Annotated in this window: 14 protein-coding genes; 6 read left to right on the top strand and 8 right to left on the bottom strand. The window is 65.2% G+C overall.

Translation table 11 applies throughout. From position 1 onward, the window contains the following. Positions 1–65 precede the first annotated feature (65 nt). The 5 genes from lpxD to lpxB all read left to right on the top strand — a co-directional run bounded on the left by lpxD (position 66) and on the right by lpxB (position 4,624). Complete coding sequence (gene lpxD / locus QA642_RS23670; RefSeq protein WP_283086734.1) at positions 66–1,133, top strand: UDP-3-O-(3-hydroxymyristoyl)glucosamine N-acyltransferase; 1,068 nt, start codon at positions 66–68, stop codon at positions 1,131–1,133. Next, positions 1,130–1,591, top strand: a complete 462-nt coding sequence (fabZ, locus tag QA642_RS23675; RefSeq protein WP_283086735.1) for a 3-hydroxyacyl-ACP dehydratase FabZ — start codon at positions 1,130–1,132, stop codon at positions 1,589–1,591. Before lpxD ends, fabZ begins: the two co-directional genes overlap by 4 nt. A 189-nt stretch (positions 1,592–1,780) precedes the next feature. Then, the gene (gene lpxA, locus QA642_RS23680; protein ID WP_283086736.1) at positions 1,781–2,572 is read left to right on the top strand and encodes an acyl-ACP--UDP-N-acetylglucosamine O-acyltransferase; all 792 of its coding nucleotides are present in this window, start codon (positions 1,781–1,783) and stop codon (positions 2,570–2,572) included. Positions 2,573–2,591: 19 nt separating this feature from the next. Then, positions 2,592–3,449: a UDP-2,3-diacylglucosamine diphosphatase LpxI gene (lpxI, locus tag QA642_RS23685; protein WP_283086959.1), complete on the top strand. Its 858-nt coding sequence runs from the start codon at positions 2,592–2,594 to the stop codon at positions 3,447–3,449. After that, entirely contained in the window at positions 3,446–4,624 is a 1,179-nt protein-coding gene (lpxB, locus tag QA642_RS23690) for a lipid-A-disaccharide synthase (RefSeq protein ID WP_283086737.1), read from the top strand. The genes lpxI and lpxB overlap by 4 nt, the downstream gene beginning before the upstream one ends. Positions 4,625–4,759: 135 nt before the next feature. Here the strand turns inward: lpxB and QA642_RS23695 are convergent, their stop codons facing one another. The 8 genes from QA642_RS23695 to gltX all read right to left on the bottom strand — a co-directional run bounded on the left by QA642_RS23695 (position 4,760) and on the right by gltX (position 14,094). Continuing rightward, positions 4,760–5,530, bottom strand: coding sequence for an SDR family oxidoreductase (locus tag QA642_RS23695; protein WP_283086738.1), 771 nt, complete (start codon positions 5,528–5,530; stop codon positions 4,760–4,762). Continuing rightward, positions 5,527–6,636: a sn-glycerol-3-phosphate ABC transporter ATP-binding protein UgpC gene (ugpC, locus tag QA642_RS23700; RefSeq protein WP_283086739.1), complete on the bottom strand. Its 1,110-nt coding sequence runs from the start codon at positions 6,634–6,636 to the stop codon at positions 5,527–5,529. Before ugpC ends, QA642_RS23695 begins: the two co-directional genes overlap by 4 nt. Before the next feature lie 10 nt (positions 6,637–6,646). Continuing rightward, positions 6,647–7,504, bottom strand: a complete 858-nt coding sequence (locus QA642_RS23705) for a carbohydrate ABC transporter permease (RefSeq protein ID WP_283086740.1) — start codon at positions 7,502–7,504, stop codon at positions 6,647–6,649. Next, positions 7,497–8,426 carry a sugar ABC transporter permease gene (locus QA642_RS23710; protein ID WP_283086741.1) on the bottom strand — a complete coding sequence of 310 codons (930 nt, stop codon included), beginning with the start codon at positions 8,424–8,426 and terminating at the stop codon, positions 7,497–7,499. Before QA642_RS23710 ends, QA642_RS23705 begins: the two co-directional genes overlap by 8 nt. Beyond that, a complete protein-coding gene (locus tag QA642_RS23715) occupies positions 8,423–9,709 on the bottom strand; it encodes an ABC transporter substrate-binding protein (RefSeq protein WP_283086742.1) in 1,287 nt (428 codons plus the stop codon). Before QA642_RS23715 ends, QA642_RS23710 begins: the two co-directional genes overlap by 4 nt. A gap of 59 nt (positions 9,710–9,768) precedes the next feature. Next, positions 9,769–10,947 carry an ROK family transcriptional regulator gene (locus QA642_RS23720; protein ID WP_283086743.1) on the bottom strand — a complete coding sequence of 393 codons (1,179 nt, stop codon included), beginning with the start codon at positions 10,945–10,947 and terminating at the stop codon, positions 9,769–9,771. A gap of 254 nt (positions 10,948–11,201) precedes the next feature. After that, positions 11,202–12,506, bottom strand: a complete 1,305-nt coding sequence (gene gltA, locus QA642_RS23725; protein WP_283086744.1) for a citrate synthase — start codon at positions 12,504–12,506, stop codon at positions 11,202–11,204. A gap of 157 nt (positions 12,507–12,663) precedes the next feature. Continuing rightward, positions 12,664–14,094: a glutamate--tRNA ligase gene (gltX, locus tag QA642_RS23730; protein ID WP_283086745.1), complete on the bottom strand. Its 1,431-nt coding sequence runs from the start codon at positions 14,092–14,094 to the stop codon at positions 12,664–12,666. Between the two features lie 67 nt (positions 14,095–14,161). On the opposite strand from gltX, the gene QA642_RS23735 reads away from it, so the two are divergent. Further along, entirely contained in the window at positions 14,162–14,749 is a 588-nt protein-coding gene (locus QA642_RS23735; RefSeq protein WP_283086746.1) for an NAD(P)H-dependent oxidoreductase, read from the top strand. Positions 14,750–14,770 lie beyond the last annotated feature (21 nt).

Consider the following 14,770-nt stretch of genomic DNA (forward strand, 5'->3'; position numbering starts at 1 on the left):
TCCATGAGATAAGGCATGATGCGGCCTGGCCGCTTCATGCCGAAGCCGGACCGCGACGGGGTGGAATGGCGCAGCCGACCTTCTTCACGAAACCGCCTGCCACAGCGCTGGCTGATATTGCCACGCTGACCAAGGCGCAGCTTGTCGACCCCGGCCGGGGCGGCCAGATCATCACGGGCCTCGCTTCGCTGGACGAGGCCGGCCCGATGCATCTGGCGTTCTTCGACAACCTCAAATACGCCGACCAGCTCAAGGCGACCAAGGCCGGCGCCTGCCTCGTCAGCCCGCGTTTCGAAGCCCAGGTGCCCGCACATGTGGCCGTGCTGCGGGCGGCGCAGCCGTTCCGCGCCTTCGTCAGGATCGCACGGGAATGGCACGGTGACGCGCTACGGCCGCAATCCTGGGTCGGCAATGACGGCATTGCGCCCTCCGCCATCATCGACCCCACGGCGCGACTCGAGGACGGCGTGATCGTCGATCCCCTGGCGGTGATCGGCCCGGACGTGGAGATCGGCAGCGGCACGGTGGTCGGCGTCGGCGCCGTGATCGGCCCCGGCGTCAAGATCGGCCGGGACTGCAATGTCGGCGCCCGCACCGCAATCCAGTGCGCCCTGATCGGCAACAACGTGCTGATCCACCCGGGCTGCTCGATCGGCCAGGACGGCTACGGCTTCATCTTCTTCGGCCCGGAAGGCCATCTGAAGGTGCCGCAGACCGGTCGGGTGTTGATCCAGAACGACGTCGAGGTCGGGGCGGGCACCACGATCGACCGCGGCAGCTTGCGGGATACCGTGATTGGCGAGGGGACCAAAATCGACAATCAGGTCCAGATCGGCCACAATGTGACGATCGGCCGGCACTGCCTGCTGGCAGCCCAGATCGGGCTCGCCGGCAGCCTGACCATCGGCGACAACGTGGCGCTGGGAGCGAAGGTTGGCATCAACAACCACCTCAAGATCGGCGACGGGGCGCAGGTGACCGCCATGAGCGCCGTCAAGGACGACATCCCACCGGGCGGGCGTTGGGGCGGGCATTTCGCCAAGCCGACCAAACAGTGGTTCAAGGAGATCATCGCGGTGGAGCGCCTGGTACGCGACAGCAAGGCCGATCCGAAGGACGAGGGACGGGAATGATGGAGGAATCACCTGTTAAGTTCGAGCTGGTGGACATCAACGCGATCCTCCAGACGTTGCCGCACCGTTTTCCGATGCTGCTGATCGACCGCGTCATCAACATCCGCGCCGATTACAGCGGCATCGGCATCAAGAACGTCACGTTCAACGAGCCGGCCTTCCAGGGACACTTTCCCGAGCGTCCGGTCTATCCTGGCGTCATGATGATCGAGGCGATGGCGCAGACCGCGGGCGTGATCGGCATCAAGTCGGTCGAAGGCACCGAGAAGCCGCGGGCGGTGTATTTCCTCACCATCGACAAGTGCAAATTCCGCAAGCCGGTGCTGCCCGGCGACACCATCGAATATCACATGCGCTCGCTCGGCCGCCGCAAGACGATGTGGTGGTTTCACGGCGATGCCAAGGTCAACGGCCAGGTCGTGGCCGAAGCCGACGTCGGCGCCATGCTGACGGATTGAGGCCGCTTCCGGCGCGCTTCTTCATGCGGAGGATGAAGTCGTTCACGTGCCGAGGCGGCTGCCTCGACCGGCGATGAAACGCGCCGATATGATACGTCACTGGACAGATCGGGGCTGGTCGCGCTAACCACCGGAAAAACGAGCGACTTCAACACACAAGCAGACCTTCTTGATGAGTAAGATTGCCTGATGAGCAAGATTGATCCCACCGCACGCGTCGCGGACGGCGCCGTGATCGGCGCGGGCACCGAGATCGGGCCCTATTGCATCATCGGCCCGCATGCCGTGATCGGCGCCAATTGCAAGCTGATCGGACAGGTCACCGTCATTGGCCACACCTCGGTCGGCGACAATTGCGTGATCTCGCCGTTCGCGGTGCTGGGCGGCGCGCCGCAGGACCTCAGCTACAAGGGCGAGCCGACCACGCTCGAGATCGGCTCCGGCAACACCATCCGCGAAGGCGCGACGATGAATGTCGGCACCGTCAAGGGCGGCGGGAAGACGCGCGTCGGCAACGACGGCTATTTCATGAACAACAGCCATGTCGGCCATGATTGCATCGTCGGCAACAACGCGATCTTCGCGACCTCGGCGACGCTCGGCGGCCACTGCGAGATCGGCGACGCCGTCTATATCGGCGGCCTCTCGGCGGTGCATCAGTTCACCCGCATCGGCTCCTATGTGATGGTGGGCGGCCTCTCGGGCGTTCGCGACGACATCATCCCGTACGGATTGGTCAACGGGCAGTATGCGGTGCTGGAGAGCCTCAACCTGATCGGCATGAAGCGGCGCAAGTTCACCAAGCAGCGGCTTACCGCCGTGCGCGCGTTCTACCAAAAACTCTTCCATGGGCCCGGCACGTTCGCCGCGCGGCTGGAGGCGGCGCGGCCACTCGCGAGCGAAGATCCGGCCATCGCCGAAATCCTCGACTTCATCGGCAAGGGCAAGCGCCCGCTCTGCCTTCCTGCCATCGCGAAGTGATCCTGGCATGGCCGCGGGCATGACATCGGCGGCTTCGGAGGTTTCATCGCCGGTCGGAATCGTCGCCGGCGGCGGCGCCATGCCCTTCGCGGTCGCCGACTCGCTTGCCGCGCGCGGTATCACGCCGGTGCTGTTTCCGCTGCGCGGGGCCTGCGATCCGGCGCGGGTGGAGAAATTCCGCCATCGCTGGATTTCGGTCGGCCAGCTCGGCCGCGCCATGCGGTTGTTCCGCGAGGAAGGCTGCCGCGACCTGATCTTCATTGGCACCTTGGTGCGCCCCTCGCTCTCCGAGATCAGGTTCGACGTCAAGACGTTGCGCCTGCTCGGCAACGTCATCCGTGCCTTCCGCGGCGGGGACGATCATCTATTGTCCGGCGTCGGCCGCATCCTCGAGCAGGACGGCTTTCGCATGGTCGGCATCAGGGATGTCGCGCCCGATCTGCTGATGCCCGAGGGTTGCATCACCCGCACGTGGCCGGCCGACAATGCCAAGGCCGACATCGAGCGCGGCCGCGCGGTGCTGACCGCGCTCGGTCCGTTCGACATCGGTCAGGCTGCGGTGGTGATCGACGGCCATGTGGTGGCGGTCGAGGACATCGAGGGCACCGACGCGCTGCTTGCGCGCGTGGCGCGGCTGCGCGAGGAGGGGCGGATCCGCGCCGCCACGGGCCGCGGCGTGCTGGTGAAGGCGCCGAAGAGCGGCCAGGATCTGCGCTTCGACCTGCCGACGATCGGTCCGCGCACGATCGAGGGTGTCGCCAAGGCCGGCCTTGGCGGCATCGCGGTCATCGCCGGCAACACGATCGCCGCCGAGCCGCAGGCGATGATCGCGCTTGCCGACGCGAAGTATCTCTTCATCATCGGGCTGACGGCGTGATGCAGGGCCGCGATCCCAAACGCAGGATCTTCCTGATCGCGACGGAGGAATCCGGCGACAGGCTCGGCAGCGCCCTGATGAAGGTGCTGCGCCAGCGCCTCGGCGACGGCGTGCAGTTCGTGGGCGTTGGCGGCCGCACCATGGCGCGCGAGGGGCTGGAGACGCTGTTTCCGATCGAGGAGCTGTCGATCGTTGGCCTGATCGCGCCGCTAATGCAATTGCCGAAGATGCTGCGGTTGATCCGCGAGACCGCGGATGCCGTGATCGAGGCCGCGCCCGATATGCTCGTCATCATCGACAGCCCCGACTTCACCCATCGCGTCGCCCGCCGCGTGCGCGCGAAGAATCCGGCGATCCCAGTCGTCGATTACGTCTCGCCCTCGGTCTGGGCCTGGCGTCCGGGCCGGGCGCGGACCATGCTCGGCTATGTCGACCATGTGCTCGGCCTGCTGCCGTTCGAGCCGGAGGAATACCGCAAACTCGGCGGGCCGCCCTGCAGCTATGTCGGCCATCCCCTGATCGAGCAATTGACCTCGCTGCGCCCGAATGCCGAGGAGCAGCGCCGCCGCGACGCCGAGCCGCCGGTGCTGCTGGTGCTGCCCGGCAGCCGCCGCAGCGAGATCCGGCATCATCTCGAGGTGTTTGGCGCAACCCTCGGGCGGCTTCAGGCGGAAGGGCTTGCGTTCGAATTGATGCTGCCGACCATGCCGCATCTCGAAGCCACCGTGCGCGAGGGCACCGCGAGCTGGCCGGTCAAGCCGCGGATCGTGGTCGGCGAGAACGAGAGGCGCGCAGTCTTCCGTCTGGCGCGTGCGGCGCTGGCAAAGTCGGGCACGGTAACGCTGGAGCTCGCGCTATCTGGCATCCCGATGGTGACGGCCTATCGTGTGGGCGCGATCGAGGCCTTCATCCTGCGCCGCGCGATCCGCGTCTCCTCGGTGATCCTCGCCAATCTCGTGATCGGGGAGGACGTCATTCCGGAGTATCTCCAGGAGGAGTGCACGCCGGAGAAGCTCGCGCCGGCGCTGATGGAGATTCTTACCGACACGCCGCTGCGCAAGCGTCAGGTCGAGGCCTTTGCGCGGCTCGATCAGATCATGTCAACCGGCAACAAATCGCCGAGCGTGCTCGCCGCCGACATCGTGCTGGCGACGATGCGGAAGGGGCGGCGATAAGAGACGGTCTTGTAGGGTGGGCAAAGCGCAAGCGTGCCCACGATTTCTTTTTTGGTTGCGGAAAGGTGGTGGGCACGCTGCGCTTTGCCCACCCTACGGTACCGCGCACGTTGCGCCAGCCTGGTCGGATCATGCCTAAGCCAAGCCGCCATCGACCCGAAAACACTGGCTGGTGATCCGCTGGCTCTCGTCGGATGCGAGGAACAGCGCCATGCTGGCGATGTCCTCGGGCGTCACCGCATCCGGGATGGCCTGGCGTGTACTACGCAGCTCGGCAATCTGCTTCTCGTCCGGATACCATAGCCGGCGCTGGCGCTCGGTGATCACCATGCCCGGCGCGATCGCGTTGACGCGGATGCGGTCGGGGCCAACGGACCGCGCCAGCGAATTGGTGAAGCCGACGATCGCGGCCTTCGCTCCGGCGTAGACCGGCAGCGCCGGCGCGCCGCGGATCCAGGCCACCGACGACATGTTGATGATCGAGCCGCCGCCACGCGCCTGCATCTGCGGCACTACGGCCTGTGCGGCAAAGAAGACGTGCTTGAGGTTGACGCCGATCGTCCAGTCGAAGTCGGCGGGCGTCACGTCCGCGAGCACCTGGCGCTGGTCGTTGGCGGCGTTGTTGACGAGGACCGCGGCATCGCCGAGCGAGCGACGGACCTGTGCCATCGCGGCGCGCAAGGCGTCGATGTCGAGGAGGTCGCAGGGCACGAACAGCGGCGCCGTGCCGGACGCGGCCGCGACCTCCGCGACCAGCGTTCCGCCGGCCGCTTCATCGATGTCGAGGAAGGCGACACGGGCGCCCTGGGCGGCGAAGGCACGCACGAAGGCGGCGCCGATGCCGCTCGCGCCTCCGGTGATCAGCACCACGCTGTCCGCGAGGCCGGCATAGCTCGTCTTTGTCATGCGATTAGTCGCTCCGTCTCGGGGTCGAACAGGCAAATGCGGCGGGTGTCGAGTGCGAAGGGGGCAACGGCACCCGGTGATGGGCGGACGTCCGGGGAGATGCGCGCCTGCGCGGGCTCGCCGCCGAGCCGCAGCAGCACGATGGTCTCGGCCCCGGTGGGCTCGACCATCTCTACCGGAGCATTGACGACCATGGGCACCTCGGCGGAAAACACGCGGCCGCCCTCGGCGATGCATTCCGGCCTGATGCCGAGCACCACGGCGCGGCCGATATAGGGGGCAGCCGTATCATATCCGTGGAGGCGCAGACGAACTTCGTCCGGTCGTCCCGCGCCGATCACGGCCACCGGCCCGCCGGAATCGGCCTCGAGCCGGGCCGGCATCGTGTTCATCGGCGGCGAGCCCATGAAGCGGGCGACGAACAGATTGGCGGGATAACGGTAGACGGTGTCGGGGTCGGCGAATTGCTGCACGCTGCCCTGATGCATCACGGCGATCCGCGTCGCCATCGTCATCGCCTCGATCTGGTCGTGCGTGACATAGATGATGGTGGCGCCGATGCGCTGGTGTAGCCGCTTGATCTCCATCCGCATCTCCACGCGCAGCTTGGCGTCGAGGTTGGAGAGCGGCTCGTCGAACAGAAAGAGCAGGGGATCGCGCACCAGTGCCCGGCCCATCGCCACGCGCTGGCGCTGGCCGCCGGACAGCTGCGACGGCTTGCGGCCGAGCAGCGGCTCGATCTGGAGCAGCTTTGCGACATTCGCGACCGCCTTCTCCTGCTCCGCCTTCGGGACGTGACGGCATTCCATGCCGAAGGTGATGTTCTGACGCACCGTCATCGACGGATAGAGCGCGTAGGACTGGAACACCATAGCGATGTCGCGGTCCTTGGGAGGGACGTCGTTGACGACGCGCCCGCCGATTTCGACGGTGCCTGCGCTGGCCCGGTCGAGCCCGGCGACGATGTTGAGCAGCGTGGACTTGCCGCAGCCGGAGGGTCCGACCAGCACGGTGAACTCGCCGCTGTCGATGTCGAGGTCGATGCCCTTCAGCACCTCCAGATTGGCGTAGCGCTTCGACAGGGCGCGAATGCTCAGTGCTGTCATGACAAACCCATCATTTCACTGCGCCTGCGGTGAGGCCGCGTACGAAGTATTTGCCGCCGATCAGATAGATCAGCAGCGTCGGCAGAGCGGCGATCATCACTGCGGCGCTTTGCACGCCATGCTGCGGGATGTCGGCAACCGCGGCGGAGAGCGCGATCAGCGCGGCGGTGACCGGCTGCTGCTGACCGGTCGTGAATGTCACGCCATAGAGGAACTCGTTCCAGATATGCGTGAACTGCCAGATCACGGTGACGACCAGGATCGGCGGCGAGAGCGGCAGGATGATGCGCCAGAAAATGCGAAAGAACCCCGCGCCATCGATGCGCGCGGCTCTGATCAACTCCTGCGGAATGGCAACGTAGTAGTTTCGGCAGAACAGGGTGGTGAAGGAGAGCCCCTGGATCGTGTGGATCACGACGAGGCCCGTGAGCGTATTCATCAGGCCCGTATCGCGCAGCACGATGGTCCAGGGCAGCAAGCGCATCTGCTGCGGCAGGAAGATGCCGAGCGTGACGATACCGTAAATCCAGCTATCACCGCGAAAGCGCCAGAGCGAGACCGCGTAACCGGCAATCGCGCCAAGCAGGGTCGAGAAGATCGTCGCCGGGATGGTCACGAGCGCGGAGTTCAGCATGTAAGGCCGGATGCCGGCACAGGTCTCGGCGACGCAGAAGCCGCTCCAGGCGGCGGCGTAATTGCTCCAGGCCAGGTGCTGCGGCCAGCCGATCATCGAACCCTGTGCGATCTCTTCGTTGGACCGGAGTGAGTTCAGCACGACGACAGCCAATGGCGCGAGCCATGCGACGGCGATCAGCGACACGATGAGATAGATCAGAATCCGGCTTGGTGCGAAGGTTCGCTCACGCATGGATCGCCCGCCGCCGCTGGATATAGCGCCACGCTGCGTAAGGCAGCAAAACCGCGAGAAGAATGAGCAGCATGAGGACCGCCGCCGCCGCGCCCCGTCCGAGCAGGCTGCGCTGGAACATCAGGTCATAGACGACGAGCGCCGGCAGCTGGGTCGCGATCCCGGGCCCGCCATTGGTGAGCGCGCGAACGAGGTCGAAGGTCGAAATCGCGAACTGGAGCTGGATGACGATGACGGTGATGGTGATCGGCCAAAGCGTCGGCAGGATGACGCGCCGGTACATCCTGACAGGGCCGGCGCCGTCGATCTGCGCGGCCTTGATCAGGTCGGCATCGACGGAGCGGAGGCCGGCGAGGAAGAGCGCCATGGCGAAGCCGGAGGATTGCCAGATCGCAGCGACGACAATGGTCCAGATCGCCATGTCGCGGTCGATCAGCCAGTCGAACCGGAAGGATGTCCAGCCGAGGTCGTGAACCAGCTTCTGGATTCCAAGGCCAGGATTGAGCAGCCAGCTCCAGACCGTGCCGGTGACCACGAACGACACCGCCAGGGGGTAGAGAAAGATGGAGCGCAGCAGGTTCTCGCCGCGAATGCGCTGATCGAGCAGGATGGCAAGGATGAGGCCGGTCGCCAGACTGAGCAGCACGAAAGCGCTGCCGAAGAGCAGCAGATTGTCCAGGGCGATCTGCCAGTTCCGCGATGCCGCAACCGCGGAATAGTTGCGCAAACCCACCCAGCCCGAAACCGGGACCAGCGTGGAAGGTGTGAGCGAGATCCAGATCGTCCACAGCGAAAACGCAATGAGGTGGGCCGCTGACAGCAGCAGCGGCACCCAGATCATCAGAACTTCGGGCAGCCGGCGGACCATTTCGGAGGTCGCCGGCCGGCCCGGTCGCATTGCTGTCGATGCGGCGTTGGTCAACGTGCGCTCTCGACGGCGTCCGCGAGGCGTGTGGCCGCTTGCTCCGGCTTGATCGTCTTGTTCTTCACGAACTCCGTGATCACGTCGATCATCGCTGCGGTCATGCCGTTTTCCTGCGCCATGTTGTGCGCAAGGCTGAGGACGGCCTGATTGCTGGCGATCGCATCTTTCAGAGCTGCCGCGGTCCGCCGTTGCCCGTCCGACCAGCCTTCACCGGAGAGATCGACATCGGTGCGCACGGGGATCGATCCCGTGATTTGCGAATACATCGTCTGGATCGCCGGATCCATGACGAGCTGGGCCATCAGCGTCTGGCCGGCCTGCAGGTCCGCCTCCTTGCGCTGCCAGAAGATGAACGCGTCGGCATTCAGCAGGAAGACCGGCTTGCCATTGTCGCTCGGCCCCGGGGCGATGGTGAAGTCTTCGAACTTGAAACCGGCGTTGCGCAGCACGCCTTGCGCCCAACCGCCGATGATCATCATGCCCATGTCGCCGTCGACGAAGCGCCTCAGATTGGTCGAAAAGTGCTGGGCGCCGACGTTGGGGTCCATCCAGTCGGCGATCTTGCGGACCTGCGCGAACGCAGCCTTGATCTCGGGGCCCTTCAGGGCCTTCTCGTCGAGGTTCATGATCGCCGTGCGATAGACGGCGGGACTGATGCCCGCCAAAGCGGCCTCGAACTTCTGGCCATCATCGGGGCGGGTGCCGCCGTTGGCAACGGGATATGCGACGCCGCCCGCTTTCATCTTCTCGGCGAGATCGTTGAAGTCGGCCCAGGTGACCGGAATCTTGTCGGCCTTGGCCTTGTCCATCGCGCGCTTGGAGAGGAACAGCATGTTGGTGCTGTAGATCTGCAGCGGCAGCGCGATCCATTTGCCCGCCGGCTTGTGCAGTTTCGCAAGGTCTGGAGCGACGACCTTCTCGTAGCCGGCGGCAGCGACGAGCGCGTCGAGATCGACGGTCGGAGCAATCTTCGACCACGCCGCAATCTCCGGGCCCTTGAGCTGCGAGCAGGCCGGCGGATCGCCGGCGATGATTTGGGCGCGCAGCTTGTTCATCATCTCGGTGGTGAAGCCGGGGACCGGCGAGTGCTGCCAGACGCCGCCTTTTTCCTCGAACTTCTTCCCGAGCGCGGTGATCGCAGCGCCATCGCTGCCTGCGGACCATTGCGAGATCGCGGTGAGGCGCGGCTTGACCGCGCCTTGCGCGCGGGCAAAGGCCGGCAGTGCGAGCGCGGCCGCGGATCCAGCGAGCAGACGGCGCCTTGTTGTCGTGATCGGCATGGCAAGTTCCTCCCGGGTGTGGACTTCTTTGCGCGGACAGCCGCGCGGCATCAGCTATGTCAAGCGGCCTCCGTCGATGCGGCCGGCATGCCGCCGCGGCAAGCGAGGCGGAAGGCCGCAAAGGCCAGCGCGGCCTGTGGATCATTGCCATTCGACGGCGGCGCGAAAGCGAGCGATGCTTGCGCATGCTGACGGCCGCCGAGCAGGCTGGCGTCGACCCCTTCAATCACCGCCTGGCGATCGGTCTCCGCAAGGAGCGACGGCCAGCCGCTGACGATAACGCCGCGGGATGGCTTCACGTTCAGCGTGTTGCCGATCGCAAGGCCGAGCCGGAACAGCCGCCGGCGCAACTCCTGCCGTACGCGCGACGAGATCGGGATCGCGGTCGTCCATTCGCTGCCGACCCGGAGCAATTCGGCTTCGGTCATGCCAAGCAGCTCGGCGAGGGCCGGAAGCGACGTGTAGGCCTCGACACAGCCATGATGGCCGCAGCGGCAACGCGGTCCCTCGGGCCCGAACACCATATGGCCGAGTTCGACCGGCTGAAGCGCGTCGTCCTCAATCGGATCGTCCATCCAGGCGCCCGCGACGCCCTGGCCGACGAAGACGAACAGATGCGCCCCGCTGAACGGATAGTCTTCGGTGCGGCAGCGATGGAAAATGGCGTGTGCCACCACCGAATTGGTGAACTCGACCGGGACGTCCGCGAACATCTCCCCGAGCATGCCGCTGATACGTTCGATGTCGCAGGGAATGATCGGGTTGCCCGCGACGCTGAGGCGGCCGAGGCCCGGAATGGTGATGCCGATCTGCGCGAGCGTGATGCGGCGGCGGCGCGTCCAGTCGCGCAGCAAGCTCAGTGCCTCGCGGAACACGCGGCCGACGCTCTCGACGGTCGGCTTCTTCGGCAGCGGAACACGCTCGGTGTAGTGCATGACGCCGGTCATGCCGCCGACGCCGACGCTGAGCCACTGGCCGGTCAGCTCAAGGGCTGCAAGCGCGACGGTGCTGTCGAGTGAGACAAGACCCGTCGGGCCGCCGACATAAGGGGCAGGGCGCCGCGCTTCCTCGATCAGGCCTTCGGCCTTCAGGTCGAACAGGATGCGCGACAGGCTCGCTTCCGACAGGCGCACGGCCTTGGCCAGCGGCGGCCGGAACGAGCCGCCAGACTGAAGCAGGTGAGTCAAAATGGCAGCGCGCGTCTGCCGCCGACTTCTCGGCTGCTCCGGCATTTCCATCCCTATTGTCATTCTTACTTAGTGTAAGAATTTGCGCGTGGACCGTTTCGGCTGTCAAGCGTTTGCCGGCGCGCTGCCCCGACTTGTTGTTGTGCGCGGCAGCAAGAACGCGATCGATCTCGTAGGGTGGGCAAAGCGAAGCGTGCCCGCGGAGAGGTGGTGGGCACGCTTCGCTTTGTCCACCCTACAAGGGCGCAAAACAAAACGGCGCCATCTTGCGATGGCGCCGTTTCGAAAGCCGTTTCGGCTAAGACTTACTTGCGATCCTTGATCGCGACGTAGTCGCGGCGGGTGACGCCGGTGTAGAGCTGGCGCGGACGGCCGATCTTCTGCTGCGGGTCCTCGATCATCTCGCTCCACTGGCTGATCCAGCCGACGGTGCGGGCGACCGCGAACAGCACGGTGAACATCGAGACCGGGAAGCCCATCGCCTTCAGCGTGATGCCCGAATAGAAGTCGACGTTCGGGTACAGCTTGCGGTCGATGAAGTACTGGTCGCTGAGCGCGATCTTCTCGAGCTCCATCGCCACCTTCAGCATCGGATCATCGCCATGGCCGGTCTCCTTGAGCACGGCGTGACACATCTTCTGCATGATCTTGGCGCGCGGATCGTAGTTCTTGTACACGCGGTGACCGAAGCCCATCAGGCGGACTTCGGAGTTCTTGTCCTTCACCTTGGCGATGAACTCGGGGATCTTGTCCACGGTGCCGATCTCGGCGAGCATCGCGAGCGCGGCTTCGTTGGCGCCGCCATGCGCCGGGCCCCAGAGGCAGGCGATGCCGGCGGCGATGCAGGCGAACGGGTTGGCGCCCGACGAGCCGGCAATGCGCACGGTCGAGGTCGAGGCGTTCTGCTCGTGGTCGGCGTGCAGGATGAAGATCTTGTCCAGCGCGTCAGCGAGCACCGGGTTGATCTTGTACTCCTCGCACGGCACGGCGAAGCACATGTGCAGGAAGTTCTCGGCGAACTTCAGCGAGTTCTTCGGATACACGAAGGGCTGGCCGATCGTGTACTTGTAGGCCATCGCCGCCAGCGTCGGGATCTTCGCGATCATGCGCATGGAAGCGATCATGCGCTGCTTCGGATCGTTGATGTCGGTGCTATCGTGGTAGAACGCGGCGAGCGCGCCGACGGAGGCGACCATCACGGCCATCGGATGGGCGTCGCGGCGGAAGCCCTGGAAGAAGCGGGCCATCTGCTCGTGCACCATCGTGTGATGGATCACGCGGTCGTCGAAATCTTTCTTCTGGGCGGCGGTCGGGAGATTCCCGTAGAGCAGCAGATAGCAGGTCTCGAGGAAGTCGCCGTTCTCGGCGAGCTGCTCGATCGGGTAGCCGCGGTATTCGAGGACGCCCGCGTCGCCGTCGATATAGGTGATCTTGGACTGGCAGCTCGCGGTCGAGGTGAAGCCCGGATCGTAGGTGAACAGGCCGGACTGGCCGTAGAGCTTGCCGATATCGATGACATCAGGCCCGACGCTGCCGCTGTGAATCGGAAGATCGTAATTCTTGTTTCCGACCGTCAGCGTGGCGGTCTTATTGCTTGGTTTTGCGTCCATCAGAGGTCCCCGATGTATGGTGAAACGGGCCGGACCCGGAAGGCCCCGATGACATGGTGGGGCAGGCCGGATATTCCAGAAGGTACGGGGGAGATGGGTATATTATTGCTGTGTGCGCTGCAAGATCATGGCAGCCATGGCCTACTTACGTCTTAGGCTAGTCCTTGGACTGATCCTTAAGCCGGCCAAGGCTCTCCTGGCGTCCCAGCACGTCCAAAACCTCAAATATACCAGGCGACGTGGTGCGGCCGGTCAGCGCCGCACGCAGCGGTTGGGCGACCGCGCCGAGCTTGAGACTTTTTTCCTCGGCAAAAGCGCGCAGCGCGGCTTCGGTGGTGGCGCCGCTCCAAGCGTCGACTTTCTCCAGCGCGGAATGAAGCTGGCCGATCAGCTTGCGGTTCTCGTCCGTCAGCAGGGCTGCCGCCTTGGGATCGAGCTGTAGCGGCCGGTCGGCGAAGATGAAATAGGCGCCGTCGATCAGCTCGATCAGCGTCTTGGCGCGCTCCTTCAGCGCCGGCATGGCCTTGAGCAGCTGCGAGCGCGTGGTGTCGTTCAACTTGGCCTTGATATCGTCGCGGGCCGGCACGACGTGGTCGAGCACGTCCTCGAACATCTTCACGAGCGATTGATCGTCGGCGTTCCGGATGTAATGGCCGTTGAGGTTTTCCAGCTTGGCGAAATCGAAGCGGGCGGCGGCGCGGCCGACGTTGGCGAGGTCGAACGCGGCGATCATCTCCTCGGTCGAGAAGATCTCCTGGTCACCATGGCTCCAGCCGAGGCGGACGAGGTAGTTGCGGAGCGCGGCCGGGAGGTACCCCATCGCGCGGTAGGCATCGACGCCGAGCGCGCCGTGGCGCTTGGACAGCTTCGAGCCGTCCGGTCCGTGGATCAGCGGGATATGGGACATGCTCGGCAGCGCCCAGCCCATCGCGTCGTAGATCTGCTTCTGGCGGGCGGCGTTGATCAGATGGTCGTCGCCGCGGATCACATGGGTGACGCCCATGTCGTGGTCGTCCACCACCACCGCGAGCATGTAGGTCGGGTTGCCATCGCCGCGCAGCAGGACGAGGTCGTCGAGGTTCTCATTCTGCCAGACCACGCGGCCCTGGACCTGATCCTCGATTACGGTCTCGCCGGTCTGCGGGGCGCGCAGGCGGATCGTCGGCTTGACGTCGGACGGAGCCGTGGCCGGATCGCGGTCGCGCCACATGCCGTCGTAGAGGCGGGTGCGGCCTTCCGCGCGCGCCTTCTCGCGCATGGCGGTGAGCTCCTCGGCGGTGGCGTAGCAGCGGTAGGCCTTGCCGTCGGCGAGCAGCTGCTCGGCGACCTCGCGGTGGCGGGCGGCGCGGCTGAACTGGTAGATGACCTCGCCATCCCAGCCGAGCTCGAGCCACCTCAAGCCGTCGAGGATCGCGCCGATCGCAGCTTCCGTGGAGCGCTCCCGGTCGGTGTCCTCGATCCGGAGCAGCATCTTGCCGCCATGCTTCTTCGCATAGAGCCAGTTGAACAGCGCCGTGCGGGCACCACCGATGTGGAGGAAACCAGTCGGTGAGGGAGCGAAGCGCGTGACGATTGGGGATGTGGTCATTCGATAGCGAGCAAGGAGGGTAAAGCTGTGGGGCGACCGTGTATCATAGGGATGGGAGATTTTGCCAATGCTAATCCAGGTCGTTCATAGCCACCCGCTTGTGGACAGCTACAATCATGCGTTGTTCCAGACAATTGTGGAGACGCTCAGGCGCCGGCATGAGGTCATCGCGACCGACCTCTACCGCGAGGACTTTTCCCCGGCGATGACCGGAGCGGAGCGGCGCAGCTACTACCAGAGCCCCTACGCCGCCGAGGCCGTGGCAGGCCTCGTAGGGCATTTGCAGCGTGCCGACGGCATCATCTTCTGCTTCCCACATTGGTGGTTCTCGATGCCCGCCATGCTGAAGGGCTATTTCGACAGGGTCTGGGCACCCGGAACGGCATTTGCCCACGATCTGGAAGGCGGGCGCATCAGGCCGCTGCTGACCAATATCCGCCTGTTTGGCGTCGTGACGAGCTACGGCTCGCCGTGGTGGCTGACCCGGATCGTCATGCAGGACCCCGGCCGCAAGGTGCTGTTTCGGGCGCTGAAACCGATGTGCGGGCCTCACGTTCGCTCGTTCTATTTGGCTCATTACGACATGGATCGCTCAACGCCGGCATCCAGGACTGCCTTCGTCGAGCGCGTCCGTGCCAGGATCGCCGAAGTTTGATCGGGGGGCGGGCATGGGGCT

This window comes from Bradyrhizobium sp. CB2312 (genome assembly GCF_029714425.1).
GTDB lineage: Bacteria > Pseudomonadota > Alphaproteobacteria > Rhizobiales > Xanthobacteraceae > Bradyrhizobium.